Annotated in this window: 11 protein-coding genes; 4 read left to right on the top strand and 7 right to left on the bottom strand. The window is 66.7% G+C overall.

The window, feature by feature from the left end:
* Nucleotides 1–59 precede the first annotated feature (59 nt).
* The 4 genes from icd to ACN6O8_RS24550 all read left to right on the top strand — a co-directional run bounded on the left by icd (nucleotide 60) and on the right by ACN6O8_RS24550 (nucleotide 5,697).
* Complete coding sequence (gene icd / locus ACN6O8_RS24565; protein WP_049071757.1) at nucleotides 60–1,316, top strand: NADP-dependent isocitrate dehydrogenase; 1,257 nt, start codon at nucleotides 60–62, stop codon at nucleotides 1,314–1,316.
* A gap of 215 nt (nucleotides 1,317–1,531) precedes the next feature.
* The gene (locus tag ACN6O8_RS24560; protein WP_427993586.1) at nucleotides 1,532–2,509 is read left to right on the top strand and encodes a glycosyltransferase family 9 protein; all 978 of its coding nucleotides are present in this window, start codon (nucleotides 1,532–1,534) and stop codon (nucleotides 2,507–2,509) included.
* A 128-nt stretch (nucleotides 2,510–2,637) separates the two neighbouring features.
* The gene (locus tag ACN6O8_RS24555) at nucleotides 2,638–3,909 is read left to right on the top strand and encodes an O-antigen ligase family protein (RefSeq protein ID WP_427993585.1); all 1,272 of its coding nucleotides are present in this window, start codon (nucleotides 2,638–2,640) and stop codon (nucleotides 3,907–3,909) included.
* A 243-nt stretch (nucleotides 3,910–4,152) separates the two neighbouring features.
* The gene (locus ACN6O8_RS24550; protein WP_427993584.1) at nucleotides 4,153–5,697 is read left to right on the top strand and encodes a methyl-accepting chemotaxis protein; all 1,545 of its coding nucleotides are present in this window, start codon (nucleotides 4,153–4,155) and stop codon (nucleotides 5,695–5,697) included.
* On the opposite strand, the gene ACN6O8_RS24545 is transcribed toward ACN6O8_RS24550, so the two are convergent.
* From ACN6O8_RS24545 to kdpB, 7 genes are all read right to left on the bottom strand, one after another.
* A complete protein-coding gene (locus ACN6O8_RS24545) occupies nucleotides 5,675–6,574 on the bottom strand; it encodes a 4-hydroxy-tetrahydrodipicolinate synthase family protein (RefSeq protein ID WP_427993583.1) in 900 nt (299 codons plus the stop codon). The two genes, ACN6O8_RS24550 and ACN6O8_RS24545, sit on opposite strands and share 23 nt — an antisense overlap.
* Nucleotides 6,575–6,577: 3 nt before the next feature.
* The gene (locus ACN6O8_RS24540; protein ID WP_427993582.1) at nucleotides 6,578–6,901 is read right to left on the bottom strand and encodes a hypothetical protein; all 324 of its coding nucleotides are present in this window, start codon (nucleotides 6,899–6,901) and stop codon (nucleotides 6,578–6,580) included.
* 134 nt (nucleotides 6,902–7,035) lie between these two features.
* Nucleotides 7,036–7,797, bottom strand: coding sequence for a TorF family putative porin (locus ACN6O8_RS24535; RefSeq protein WP_427993581.1), 762 nt, complete (start codon nucleotides 7,795–7,797; stop codon nucleotides 7,036–7,038).
* Between the two features lie 167 nt (nucleotides 7,798–7,964).
* A complete protein-coding gene (gene kdpE / locus ACN6O8_RS24530; RefSeq protein WP_054419958.1) occupies nucleotides 7,965–8,657 on the bottom strand; it encodes a two-component system response regulator KdpE in 693 nt (230 codons plus the stop codon).
* 9 nt (nucleotides 8,658–8,666) lie between these two features.
* Nucleotides 8,667–11,453, bottom strand: a complete 2,787-nt coding sequence (locus ACN6O8_RS24525; protein ID WP_427993580.1) for a DUF4118 domain-containing protein — start codon at nucleotides 11,451–11,453, stop codon at nucleotides 8,667–8,669.
* A 63-nt stretch (nucleotides 11,454–11,516) separates the two neighbouring features.
* Nucleotides 11,517–12,125 (bottom strand): potassium-transporting ATPase subunit KdpC, encoded by a 609-nt coding sequence (kdpC, locus tag ACN6O8_RS24520; protein WP_427993579.1) that lies wholly within the window; start codon nucleotides 12,123–12,125, stop codon nucleotides 11,517–11,519.
* Nucleotides 12,126–12,155: 30 nt separating this feature from the next.
* On the bottom strand, nucleotides 12,156–14,315 hold the full coding sequence (kdpB, locus tag ACN6O8_RS24515) for a potassium-transporting ATPase subunit KdpB (protein ID WP_427993578.1): 2,160 nt from the start codon (nucleotides 14,313–14,315) through the stop codon (nucleotides 12,156–12,158).
* Nucleotides 14,316–14,335 lie beyond the last annotated feature (20 nt).

The raw sequence follows: 14,335 nt of genomic DNA, 5'->3' as shown, positions 1-14,335 counted from the left end.
CACGTGCCAGCCGATGCGGCGCGCGTGCAGAAAAACCACCCGGAGCAAATGGAGCATTCATGTCCTATCAACATATCAAGGTGCCCGCTGGGGGCCAGAAGATCACGGTCAACGCTGATTTCTCGCTGAACGTGCCCGATCAGCCCATCGTGCCCTACATCGAGGGCGACGGCACCGGCGCGGACATCACCCCCGTGATGATCAAGGTCGTCGATGCTGCCGTGCAAAAGGCCTATGGCGGCAAGCGCAAGATCCATTGGATGGAAGTCTATGCCGGTGAGAAGGCCACCAAGGTCTACGGCCCGGACGTCTGGCTGCCCGACGAGACCCTGGAGGTCGTGAAGGACTACGTGGTGTCGATCAAGGGCCCCCTGACCACCCCGGTCGGCGGCGGCATCCGTTCGCTGAACGTGGCGCTGCGCCAACAGTTGGATCTGTACGTCTGCCTGCGCCCGGTGGCCTATTTCAAGGGCGTGCCTTCGCCGGTGCGCGAGCCCGAGAAGACCAACATGGTGATCTTCCGCGAGAACTCGGAAGACATCTACGCCGGTATCGAATACATGGCCGAGAGCGAGCAGGCCAAGGAACTGATCCAGTTTCTGCAGACCAAGCTCGGCGTCAAGAAGATCCGTTTCCCCAACACTTCGTCCATCGGCATCAAGCCGGTGTCGCGCGAAGGCACCGAGCGCCTGGTGCGCAAGGCGGCGCAGTACGTCATCGACAACGACCGTACCTCGCTGACCCTGGTGCACAAGGGCAACATCATGAAGTTCACGGAAGGCGGCTTCCGCGACTGGGGCTATGCGCTGCTGCAAAAGGAATTCGGCGCGCAACTGATCGACGGCGGCCCGTGGTGCAAGTTCAAGAATCCCAAGACCGGCCGCGAGATCATCGTCAAGGATGTCATCGCCGACGCGTTCCTGCAGCAGATCCTGTTGCGGCCGGCCGAATACGACGTCATCGCCACGCTGAACCTGAACGGGGACTACATCTCCGACGCGCTGGCCGCGCAGGTGGGCGGCATCGGCATCGCGCCGGGCGCCAACCTGTCCGATTCGGTGGCCATGTTCGAGGCCACGCATGGCACGGCGCCCAAGTACGCCGGCAAGGACTACGTCAACCCGGGTTCCGAGATCCTGTCGGCTGAAATGATGCTGCGCCACATGGGCTGGACTGAGGCGGCCGACCTGATCATTTCCAGCATGGAGAAATCGATCCTGTCGAAGAAAGTGACGTACGACTTCGCCCGCTTGCTCGAGGGCGCGACGCAGGTGTCATGCTCCGGTTTTGGCCAGGTCATGATCGAGAACATGTGATCGAGGAACGTTGGACGATTGTTCTTCACGAGCCCGCAAGCCGCAAGGCCTGCGGGCTTTTTCGGTGAGATTCTTTTGCCGATATTGGCAATCTGGAAAAAAAACTCACAGGATACCGAGGGTCAAGCGTAAAAGAATTAATTTGTGACGATTGTGACATTATAATTCTGCTGTTTGTAATACGGTTTTCTCTTTAGTCTGCGTATTTTCACGATATGGCCCAACCCGCTTCCGATATGCCGCCTTATGATGCTTCGGCCTGTGTCCGAGGCTTGCGCGATGCCAAGCGGATCGCAATGCTGATGGCGCCCAGGTTGGGCGACACATTGTTGATGATGACGATGGCGCACAACCTGGTGGCGCACGGGCGCGAAGTGACCATTTTTGGCGATTTTGCCTACAGTCTGCGCACTTGGCTGCCGGGCATGGATATCCGTCCGTCGCTGCCGCAGGAACAGGCCTCCGCCGTGCTGGCGGATTATGATTGCGCGGCGCAGATGCATGTCGGTTGGCCATATGCCTTGCATGACCATGCCTCTTCCTATTTTTATTATGACGAGCATGTGGTCATTACCGGGAAAGGCTTCGTCAAGCTGAACCAGATCAGCGATTATTGTCGCGATGCCTTGGGCCTGGCACTGGCCGGCACCGACATCGGCCTGCGTCCTCCCGTCGCCGGACGCCACCGGATTCACGAGAAACGTGTCGCCGTGCATCCGTCCTCCACGGGCGCGCAGCGCTGCTGGGCGCCCCGACATTTCGTCGAGTTGGGCCTGAGGTTGCAACGCCAGGGCTACGAGCCCTACTTCATTCTTGCGCCGCATGAACGCGCCGAATGGACTTGCCTGACGGATGTCGGCCTGGCCATCCAGCAATCCCCCTCGCTGGCGGACGTTGCTGCGTTTATTCATGAATGTGGCTGGTTCATCGGGAATGAGTCCGGTATCGGGCATCTTGCCTCTTGTGTAGGCGTGCCTACGCTTACCCTGACGGGACGGCCCACCCGAACGAAAGCATGGCGGCCGGGTTGGTCGATGTCGCGCATCGCTTATCCGGTCTATATTCCGGGCGGCCGCTGGCGCGACCGGTTGTGGCGTGAATGGCTGCGGCCGGGGAGCGTCATGGCGGCTTTCGAAGGGCTGACGCGGGACTACCAGAAATCCCTGAGGGCTTCGAAAGCAGTTCGTTCCTGATCCCGACCGGGGTGCCGCGCGCCGGAGTTCTGCCTACCGGTGACGCCGGAACCGCTGCGGCCGCAGGCTGATTAATCCCGACCCTGATGTATCGATTGGCCTTTGCGCCGGCTGAGCTGAACCCCACTATGCCCATTACCTGCTTGCGTAGCGTCGCTTTCCTGACGTTGCTTGTTCCTGCCTTGGCCCTGACTAGCGCCACGGGCGGTCCCGTCATCATCTACCTGACCGCACTGATCGCCTTGACCATGATGGCGGGCAATCTCATCCAGCGTTGGGAGCCATTCGCGCTCAAGGAACTGGTGCCGATGGCGATCGCACTGATCGCGCCGCTGCTGGCCATGCTGATCAGTAGTAGTACCCTGGGGGTGTGGAGTTCATCCGAAGTCGAGAAGCTGCTTCGATTTGCCCTGGCGGTGCCTGTCTGCTGGATGCTATTGCGTGTGCCTCGCAACTGGCTACAGCATGTCCAATGGAGCCTGTTGTTTGGTGCCTTCGCCGGGGCGGTGATGCTGATCGTCATTGTTCATTCTCCCAGCCTGGGACGTGGGGCGGTGTCCGATTTCGGGGGGCGCTACAACGCCGTGGCGTTTGCCGATCTGACGATTTTCTTCGGCCTGGCATCGCTGTTGACCCTGCCGTGGAAATTGTCGCCGTGGCCACGCCTGGAAGCCGCCCTGAAGATTGCCGCCGTGCCCCTGAGCATCTACGGCATGTGGGTATCGCAGACGCGCAGCAGCTGGGCGCTGCTGGTGGTCTTCGGCCTCGTGTATTTGCTGACCAAGCGTCAGTGGGCGCGGCGTACCAAGCTGGTTTTCCTGGGTGGATTGATCGTGGTGATGGCGGTTGTTGCCGCGGTGTCCTGGTATGCCAAGGACAGCCGCTGGCAGAAGGTGGTGTCGGATCTGAACCGCTATGAACAGCATGACCGTGATACCTCTGTTGGAATCCGCATACAGCTTTGGAAGGCCTCCTGGTTGATGTTCCGGGAAAGCCCGCTGGTTGGCGTGGGCGTGCCCAACTTCCGGGCGGAACTGCTCAAACTGCAACAGCAAGGCGTGGTCACCGAGGAAGTCGCAATTGGGTACGGCGAGCCACACAACGACATGCTGGGCGCACTGGCGGGCTATGGTCTGCTGGGCTTGCTCAGCATCCTGGCGCTGTACCTGATTCCCGCCGCGATCTTCTGGCGCCGCTCGGCCAGCGATGACCCGGTGGTGCATGTCGGGTCGCAGATCGGCCTCTTGTTCTGCCTGGGCTATTTCGTCTTCAGCCTGTCGGAAATGATGTTCCGCAACATGCGCAGCGTGCCGATCTACGCGCTGACCGTGGTGGTGCTGTATGCATTGACGTCGGCTCGCACCGGGCTCGCGCAACAGCGCCTGGCGGCGCGGCGCTAGCCGCCAGAGGCCGCCGTGGTCGGCGGCTTGTCCGCATAAAAAGCAAGGCTTGTATGGCCTTGCTTTTTTTTGCGCGCGCCTCGCGCGGCAAATGCCTGGCGGGCTTGACGTAGATCAATCCGCCCCGGCCTCGTCAGTGAAAACCCTGCCGCTCCCTCGTATTCTGATCAGACGCAACAGATAAATAGTCACATTTCGCAGTCTTTGGTTTCGGGCGCGGAAGGGCATCAGAAAAGAGGATCTATGAAGAATTCAAGCTTGCGCAGGGAGCTGCTGGGGTTCGTGCTGGCGATCGGGGTCGCGGTGCTGGCCCTGGGCGGCTGGGATGCCTGGGAGAGGCGCAGCGAAATGCTGGACGGACGCAAGACGGAGCTGCGCCATGTGTTGGACCTGGCCGCCAGCATCGTGCGCAACGGCAAGCAACGCGCCCTCGACGAGGGCCTGTCGGTCGAGCAGGCCAAGCGCAACGTGGCGCAGCGCCTGGCGCAACTGCGCTACGGCGCGGACGGCTACGTCGGCGTGTTCGACGACAGCTACACGCTGCGGGTGCATCCCGATGCCAAGCTGGCCGGGACCAATGTGCGCGCGGTGAAGGACAGTGATGGACAGCCGATCTTCGAGAATCTGCATGCGCGCGGCAAGGAGGGCGGCGGTTTCATCGAATACCGCTTCCCGCGGCCGGGCGCCGACGAATCGCTGCCCAAGATCAGCTATGCGGTCTATGACCCGGAATGGGGCTGGCTGATGTTCACGGGGCTGTACGTGGATGACGTGGATGCGGCTTTCAGCGCCACGTTGTGGCGCCAGGGCGGTGTAACGGTGCTGCTGCTGACGGTGTTGTTGGCGGCGGCGCTACGCTTCTTCCGCTCGCACATCATCCGGCCGCTTGACGAGGCGGTGGCGGTCTGTGAACGCGTGGCCCAAGGGGACCTGTCGAGCGTCATCTCGCGCCACCACCGTGGCGAGATCGGCCGGCTGTTCGGCGCCATGGCCCTGATGCAGGAGCGCCTGGATGTGGCGGTGCGCAGCATCGTCCATGCCACCGGCTCGATCGCGGCGGCTTCGCGCCAGATCGCGGCGGGCAGCATGGACCTGCATGACCGCACTGAGAAGCAGGCGGCCGCGCTGGAACAGACCGCGGCCAGTGTCGAGCAGATCACCGCCACCGCCAGACAGAGCGCCGATCATGTGCGCGAAGTCAGCGCGCTGGCGGGGCAGTCGGCGCAACTGGCGCGCCAGGGCAGCGAAGAGACTCAGCACGCCATCGACGCGATGCGCGAGATTTCGCAAAGCTCGCAACGCATCGACGAGATCATCCGTCTGATCGACGAGATCGCATTCCAGACCAATATCCTGGCGCTGAACGCTGCCGTGGAGGCGGCGCGCGCCGGCGAGCAGGGCCGGGGGTTCGCGGTGGTGGCGGGCGAGGTGCGCGCGCTGGCGCAGCGCTCGGCCACCGCTGCCAAGGAAATCAAGACGCTGATCGAGGCGTCGTCGGATTCGGTCGAACGCGGCAGCCAGCGGGTGGAGCAGGCCAGCGCCACCATGGGCAGCGTGCTGCAATCGGCCGCGACCAGCGCGCCGCTGATGGGCGAGATCGCCACCGCCTCAGCCGAGCAGAGCGTGGGCATCGAGCAGATCAATCAGGCGGTGACGCACCTGGACAGTGTGACGCAGCAGAACGCGGCGCTGGTCGAGGAGTTCGCGGCGTCGGCCGCCACGCTGCATGATCAGGCCGATGATCTGGCGCGCGCGGTGGCCGTTTTCAAGCTGTCTGCAGCCTACTAGACGAACCCTGCACCACGCTCATGGCGCGTTGCAGACGTGGGGTCAGCTCGCGGCTGGCGCTGGTCATGGGCAGGCGCAGCTCGTCGGTAATCAGGCCTTGCAGGGCCAGCGCGCGCTTGATCGGCGCCGGGTTGGGTTCGGCGAACAGCAGGCGGATCAGGCCGCGCAGCGGCTCGAACAGTTCGCGCGCGGCTTCGGCGTGGCCGTCGCGCGCCAGTTGCATGACCTCGACAAAGCGTTCGGGAAACAGGTGCGCGGCGGCGGGAATGGCGCCGCGTCCGCCCGCCAGGAAATGGTCGAGCAGTGCCAGGTCCTCGCCGCAGAGCGCCGCCAGGCGGCCGCGCGCGTTCAGCGCCATCAGCACCGGCGGATTGCATTCCTTGACGGCGCGGAAATTGGGCAACAGCGCCAACGCTTCCATGGTTTCGACCGTCATGGCGACGCCGGCTCGCTTGGGGATGTTGTAGAGGATGATGGGGCGTTCGGTGGCCCAGGCGATCTGCCGGTAGTGCCACAGGATGCCTTGCTGCGACGGGCCCAGGTAGTAGGGCGGCGGCACCAGGTAGCCGGCGGGCGCATACTTGTCCAGGCGGCGGATGGCGGCGGCCACGCCGCGCGTGTCGACGCCGCCCGCGCCGAACACCAGCGGCAGGGCGTGCGGATCGCGGCGGATGGCCTCGATCATCTCGATCTTCTCGGGGATGGACAGCAGGTTGCCTTCGCCGGTGGAACCGAACAGCACCAGGCCGGCGACGCCGGCGTTGCGGTAGTAGCGCGCCAGCGCCTGGGCGGCCTCGCAGTCGATGTAGCCGCCGCGCATCGGGGTGATCATCGGCAGCCAGAGGCCGTCGAACGTGGCAGGGACAGAGGTATCCATGGCTTACTGCACCGTGATGGCGGCCGCGGGACGCAGCGGGCCGAATTCGGCCTGGGGCAGGCCACACATCACCGCGTGCATCAGGGCGTCGACCTGATCGCGGCCGCAGTGCAACTGCAGGATGCTGCGGCCATGCGCATGATCCACCGCCAGCAGGTAGACGCCGATCCGCTCGCCCAGTTCGCGGTGCAGGGCCAGCCGGACCTTCAAGGCGTCCAGCGTGTCAATCCTGACAGTCAGGGAAACCATTTCCGACGGCCGCTGCGCGAGGGCCTGGGCGGGGCGGTCAAACGAGGCGTGCGTGCTGCGTTCTTGGCGAGGGATCATGGCGGTGGGCGGGGCGCAGGCGGGCTTGCGCATATCCGGTTGGTTGATGACGATTCCACTATAGAAAGCGGGCCGTAAAACCTGCCGATAAATGCGGGCGCGGCGCGTAAAAAGCGCGTCAACGCCCGGACGCTTCAGAAGGTCTTGGTCAATGACAGCAGGCCGGTGGCGCGGCCCTGGTAGCGGCCGCGGCTGTTGGTGTAGACGGCGCGGTCGGCGTTGGTGTCGATGTAGGCGACCGAGACCGCCAGGCCCTGGCCGAAGTCCTTGGTCAGGCCCAGTTTCCAGTCGGTGTAGGCGCCGTCGGTGACGTTGCGCACCGTCTGGCGGCCGATGTGGGCGTTGAGCGTCAGGCCCCAGAAGCCGGTGTCGAAGTTGCCGCTCAGGTCGAAGTATTGGCTGTATTTGCTGTCGGCGAAGCCGAACAGGTTGGTCATGGCGATCGAGTACTTGAACAGCACCGGGCCGTAGCCCAGGCCGGCGTACAGCTCGGTCGTGTCGGGGCTGGTGTAGCCCGACGGGTAGTCGCCGGGGTAGTAGTACTGCAGCACGCCCAGGTCGAACGGCACATTCGGCGCGAGGCTGCCCTTGTAGCCGCCGTAGAAGTCCATTTCCACCGGCGCCGAGACCTTGCTGTTGCTGTCATTGAGCCAGCTGATGCTGGAGTTCCAGTTGCCCAGGTACAGGCCGCTGGCGTGGGTGAAATCGAAGCCGCCCTGGATCGCGGGCTGGTTGTTGGTCTGCATCAGGCCGCGGTAGCGGTACTGGCTGGCCAGGGTGACGTTGGCGGTCAGCGAATACTCGGGGGCGGGTTCGCCGGCGGCGGGCGCGTCGGCCGCGTGGGCGGGGGCGGCCAGGGCCAGCAGCGCGAGCGCGGCCAGGGTGTTGCGTGACATGGAATTCTCCTGTGTTGGACGGGATCGCAACAATAGGAGAAGCGGCGTAAACGGCGAGACAAGAGTGGCCTGGCGAGCGTAAAAGGCGCATCAATGGCGACGCCCATGGCGCATGGTCTGGCCCGCACCGCCCGGTGCATTCGAGCGCTCGCGCGCGGCGCCGGCCTTCAGCCCGCGAAACGGTAGCCCACGCCGATCTCGGTCAGGAGGTAGACCGGTTGCGCCGGATCGGCCTCGAGCTTCTGCCGCAGGTGGCCCATGTAGATCCGCAGATAGTGGTTGCTTTCCACATGCGACGGGCCCCAGACCTCGCGCAGCAGTTCGCGGTGGGTCATGACCTTGCCGCGATGGGCCAGCAGCGCGGCCAGCAGGCGGTACTCCATGGCGGTCAGGTGCACGTGCTGGCCGCCGCGTTCGACCACGCGCTTGGCGAAGTCCACGCGCACGTCGCCGAAGCTGATCTCGGCGGCGCTGCCGGCGCCACCGCGGGCATGGCGCCGCAGCAGCACGCGCAGCCGCGCCAACAGTTCGCTGACACCGAACGGCTTGGTCAGGTAGTCGTCGGCGCCCGCGTCCAGCGCCGCCACCTTGTCGGCCTCGGCGGTGCGCGCCGACAGCACCAGCACCGGCACTTCGGTCCAGCCGCGCAGTTCGCGGATCAGGGTCATGCCGTCTTCATCCGGCAGGCCCAGATCCAGCACCACGGCGTCGGGCTGGCGCGTGCCGGCCTCGATCAGGCCGCGCTTGACGGTGTCGGCCTCGAACACGGCGCAGCCCTCGCTCTCCAGGGCCTGGCGCACGAAGCGGCGGATATTGGCGTCGTCCTCGATGATGAGGACGGTGGGCTGAAAGTCGAACATGCAATGGACTCAGGCGATTTCGGGTTGGATCGGGGGCGGCGTGCCCAGCGGCAGCGTGAAGACGAACTGCGCGCCGTTGGACTGGCCCGGTGCGTGCTCGACCCAGATGCGGCCATGGTGGGCGCTGACGATGGCCTCGCAAACAGCCAGGCCGAGGCCGACGCCGGGCGTGGCGGACTCGCGTTCGCCCCGGGTGAATTTCTCGAAAATGCGGCGTTCGGCGCCGGGCGCGACGCCGGGGCCGTTGTCGCAGACGGCGACGCGCAGCTCGCCGTCCTGCGCCACGGCATGCAAGCGGATGGCGCTGCCGGCGGGGGTGTATTTGGCGGCGTTCTCCAGCAGATTGCACAGCACCCGCTCGATCAGCACGCCGTCGCATTCGACCAGCGGCAGGCCGGACAGGCTATCTACGGAAACGCGATGCGCCGCCAGCGGCTCGCGCATGGCGGCCAGCGACGCCCCGACCAGTTCCTCGATCGATTGCCATTCCAGCCGCAGCGGCGTGTCGCGGCTTTGCAGCCGCGCCATGTCCAGCAGGTTGGCGACCAGCGCGTGCATGCGCTGCGCCTGATCGCGCATGGCGCGGATGGTGTCCTGGACGTCGCCTGGCAGCGCGTCCTGGCGGCGCATCAGCGTGTCGGTCATGCCGACCAGGCTGGTGAGCGGCGTGCGCAGGTCGTGCGAGACCGCCGCTAGCAGCGAGTTGCGCAGCTTCTCGGATTCCATGCTGACCAGCGCCTGCTGCGCCACTTCGACGTAATGCAGGCGTTCCAGGGCGATGGCGATGAGCGTGGCGTAGGCCTCGATCTGGCGGCGCGAGTCGGGCTGCGAGAACAGGCTGCGGCGCGGCGCGGCAAGCGCCAGCACGCCGCGGGTGCGCATCGGCGCTTTCAGCGGCAGGTACAGCAACTCGCTGTTGGATAGCGTGGCCGTGCCGGCGCCTGCCGGCTGGCCGTGGTCGTAGACCCACTGGGCCAGCGCCGATTCCAGCGGCGGCATGTCATCGGCGGCGGGCGAGGCCAGTTTGAGGCGGTCGTCCAGGCCCAGGATGTAGAGCGCGCAGCGCGAGCCAAAGGTGGCGTGCACGAAGGCGCCGGCGGACGCGACGATCTGCTCGGGCAGCAGCGCCGATGACAGCTCGCGCGCGAACTCATAGAGGCTGCGGGCGTCGGCCTCGCGCTTGACCGAGGCCTGCGCCTGCAGCCGCAGGCCGGCGGTGAGCTGGCCGATCAGCAGGCCCACGGCCAGCAGCACGCCGAAGGTCAGCAGGTATTGCACGTCTGACACGGCGAATGAGGCCAGCGGCTGCACGAAGAAGAAGTCGAACAACCCTACGCTGACGATGGAAGCCAGCGCGGCCGGGCCGCGGCCATGGCGCAGCGCTACCGCCACTACGGCCAGTAGGAACAGCATGACGATGTTGGTCTGGTGCAGCGCCGGGAATGCCAGTGCCGACAGCGCGGTGGCCACCGCGCAGTAGCACAGCGCCCAGGCGTAGCCGGCGAATGCCAATGGGCCACGCTCGTCGCTCGCCTGGCGGCCGCGGCGGCCCAGGGTCAGCGGGTCGCGGCCAGGCACGCTGGCGGCGGGCAAGGGCGGGGCGCCGAGCCGGATGATGTCGATCTCGGGGCAGCCGGCGGCCAGCATGTCGGCGAAGCTGTGGCGGCGCCACAGCCAGCCGGGGCTGATGGCCGCCGTGAGCAGCGCCGAGAGCGACAGGCGCAGGCGCTGCAGGCCGCTGGCGCGGGTGCGGCCGACGATGGCCTTGGTGATGTTGTGGCGGCGCACGTAGCGCACCACCGCATCGACCATGTCGCCGCCGGCCAGGGTTTCGCAGCGCGCGCCGAGCGAATCGGCCAGCGCCAGGCTGCGTTGCAGCCGTTCCTGTTCGGCCTGCGGCGGCGGCGCGACGCGCGGCACGTCGATGGTGACGACGTGCAGGTCGCATTCCAGTTGCTGGCTCAGGCGATGGGCACTGCGGATCACGTATTCGGCGTCGGCATCGGGGCCGATGCAGGCCACCACCGCTTCGCGCGTGCGCCAGACCGGCTCGATGGCGCGGTCGCGGCGGTAGGCCTGCACGTCGTCATCGACGTGGTCGGCGGTGCGGCGCAGCGCCAGCTCGCGCAGCGCGATCAGGTTGCCCTTGCGGAAGAAGTTGCGGGTGGCGTGGCGCGCCTGCTCGGGCAGGTAGACCTTGCCTTCCTTCAGGCGGCGCAGCAGTTCATCGGCCGACAGGTCGACCAGGATGACTTCGTCGGCGGCGTCGAAGACTTCGTCGGGCACGGTTTCCCAGACCCGCACGCCGGTGATGCTGCCGACGGCCTCGTTGAGGCTGTCCAGGTGCTGCACGTTGAGCGTGGTCCAGACGTCGATGCCGGCCGCCAGCAGTTCCTGGATGTCCTGCCAGCGCTTGGCGTGGCGCGAGCCGGGCGCGTTGGAATGGGCCAGCTCGTCGACCAGCACCAGGTCGGGGTGGGCCGCCAGCGCGCCGTCCAGGTCGAATTCCTTGAGCGTGTGGCCGCGGTAGGCGACGTCCTTGAGGGGCAGGGTCGCCAGGCCGTCGAGCAGGGCGGCGGTCTCGCGCCGGCCGTGCGTTTCGACGATGCCGGCCAGCACACGGGCGCCCTGCGCCGCCTGGGCGCGCGCGGCCACCAGCATGGCGTAGGTCTTGCCGACCCCAGCCGACGATCCGAAATAGACCCGCAACTTGCCGCGCACCGCCTGGCGCGCGGCCTCGTCGAGGTCTTTCAAGAGCGCGTCCGGATCGGGACGCTCGCCAGCATTGTCAGCCATGAACGCGCAAGTGAAGGAGGGAAACGGCTGGCAATACTATACGCTGGCCTATACGCTGGCGCGTCATTTCACCGGCGCCAGCTGATCCAGCGCCAGGTTGAGCTTGAGGACGTTCACGACCGGGTCGCCCAGCACGCCCAGCCATGGCTTGCTGGTGTTCGCCGCGATCAGGGCATCGACTTTTTCGCGCGGCAGATGGCGGGCGCGGGCCACGCGCGCGGCTTGGTAGGCGGCCGCGGCCGGGCTGATGTGCGGATCCAGGCCGCTGCCCGAGGCGGTGACCAGGTCCACCGGCACCGGCGTGGGGTTGTCGGGATCGGCCGCCTTGAGCGCCGCGATGCGGGCCTGGACGGCCTCGGCCAGGGCCGGGTTGCGCGGCCCCAGGTTCGAGCCGCCGGAGTTGGCGCCGTTGTACGGCATCGGCGCGGTGGCCGACGGCCGGCCCCAGAAATACTGCGGCGCGCTGAATGACTGGCCGATCCATTCCGAACCGATCACCTTGTCGCCCTGGCGGATCAGCGAACCCGACGCTTCGTGCGGGAACACGGCGGCGGCGATGCCGGTGGTCAGGAAGGGGTAGGCCAGGCCGGTCACCAGCGACAGGGCGGCGAAGACGACCAGCGCGGGGCGCAGGATGCCGCCTTGGCGCGGCAGGGGAAGTGCTTGTTTCATGATGGATTCCTTTGCAGTGGCGGGCGCGGGTCAGACCCAGCCCAGGGCGGCCAGCACCATGTCGACCAGCTTGATGCCGGCGAACGGCACCAGCAGGCCGCCCAGGCCGTAGATCAGCAGATTGCGGCGCAGCAGGACCGAGGCGCCGAGCGGGCGGTAGCGCACGCCCTTGAGCGCCAGCGGGATCAGCACGATGATGATGAGCGCGTTGAAGATCACGGCCGACAGGATGGCCGAGGCCGGCGTGGCTAGGCCCATGATGTTCAGCAGGTTCAACTGCGGGTACACCGTGGCGAAGGCGGCCGGGATGATGGCGAAGTACTTGGCCACATCGTTGGCGATGCTGAAGGTGGTGAGCGCGCCGCGCGTCATCAGCATCTGCTTGCCGATCTCGACAATCTCGATGAGCTTGGTCGGGTTGGAGTCCAGGTCCACCATGTTGCCGGCTTCCTTGGCGGCCTGGGTGCCCGAGTTCATCGCCACCGCGACGTCGGCCTGGGCCAGCGCCGGCGCGTCGTTGGTGCCGTCGCCGGTCATCGCCACCAGGCGGCCTTCGCCCTGGTAGGCGCGGATCAGCTTGAGCTTGGCTTCCGGCGTGGCTTCGGCCAGGAAGTCGTCGACCCCGGCTTCGGCGGCGATGGAGGCGGCGGTGAGCTTGTTGTCGCCGGTGATCATCACCGTCTTGATGCCCATGCGGCGCAGTTCGGCAAAGCGCGACTGGATATCGGGCTTGACGATGTCCTTGAGCTCGACCACGCCCAGCGCGCGGTTGCCGTCGCTGACCATCAGCGGCGTGCTGCCGCGGCGCGCCACGTCCTCGGCCAGGCGCAGCACCTGCTCGGGCACCACGGCATCCTGTTGCGCCAGCCAGGCGCGCACGGCGTCGACCGCGCCCTTGCGGATCGCGCGGTCCTTCAGGTTGACGCCGCTCATGCGGGTCTGCGCGGTGAACGGCACGTACTCGGCGTCGGCGGCGCGCACGGCGGGCGCGTGGATGGTCTTGTCGGCCAGCGCCACGATGCTGCGGCCCTCGGGCGTTTCATCGGCCAGCGAGGCCAGGCGCGCGGCGTCCGCCAGTTCGCGCGGCGATACCCCGGGCGCGGGCAGGAAGGTGGAAGCCTGGCGGTTGCCGAACGTGATGGTGCCGGTCTTGTCCAGCAGCAGCACGTCGACGTCGCCGGCGGCTTCCACCGCGCGGCCCGAGGTGGCGATGACGTTGGCGCCCATCATTCGGCTCATGCCCGCCACGCCGATGGCCGACAGCAGGCCGCCGATGGTGGTGGGGATCAGGCACACCAGCAGCGCCACCAGCACCGTGACGGTGACGGCGCTGCCGCCGCCGGCGGCGGTGACCGAATAGATCGAGAACGGCATCAGCGTCGCGACCACCAGCAGGAACACCACCGTCAGGCCCACCAGCAGGATGGTCAGGGCCAGCTCGTTGGGCGTCTTCTGGCGCTTGGCGCCCTCGACCATGGCGATCATGCGGTCCAGGAAGCTCTCGCCCGGATCGGCGGCGATGCGCACGAAGATCCAATCGGACAGGACCCGCGTGCCGCCGGTGACGGAGGAGAAGTCGCCGCCGGACTCGCGGATGACGGGGGCCGATTCGCCGGTGATGGCGCTTTCGTCCACCGACGCGACGCCGGCGATGACCTGGCCGTCGCCCGGGATGGTTTCGCCCGCTTCCACCAGCACCACGTCATCGCGGCGCAGCAGGCCCGATGCCTGCTTGACGGCCCGCGCGCGCCATTGCGCAGGCTCGGCCTGGGCGGCGTCCTCGTCGCGGAAACCCTTGAGCAGGCGCGCGTCGATGGTGGTGCGCAGGCCGCGCAGCGTGGCGGCTTGCTGCTTGCCGCGCCCCTCGGCCAGCGCTTCGGCGAAGTTGGCGAACAACACGGTGAACCAGAGCCACACGGAGATCGCGAGGATGAAGCCCGCGGGCGCCTCGGCCTGGCCGCGCAGCGCCATGACCCACAGGATGGTGGTCAGGATGCTGCCCACGTAGACCACGAACATCACGGGGTTCTTGAGCTGCGCGGCGGGCGAGAGCTTGCGCAGGCTGTCCACCAGCGCGGGGCCGACCAGCGCGCCCGACCACATGCCGAACGTGCGTTCGAGCGGCGCGGCCGAGGGCGCGCGGGCGGCGCCGCCGCCGGCGCCTTGGGTTGGCATATCAATCTTGGCCATTTTCTTTCCTAGCCTGTTGC

It is taken from the genome of Achromobacter sp. (assembly GCF_050285565.1).
Taxonomy (GTDB): Bacteria; Pseudomonadota; Gammaproteobacteria; order Burkholderiales; family Burkholderiaceae_B; genus Achromobacter.
Note: the sequence above shows the minus strand (reverse complement) of the source record. Positions and strands in the feature narration are given on the sequence as shown.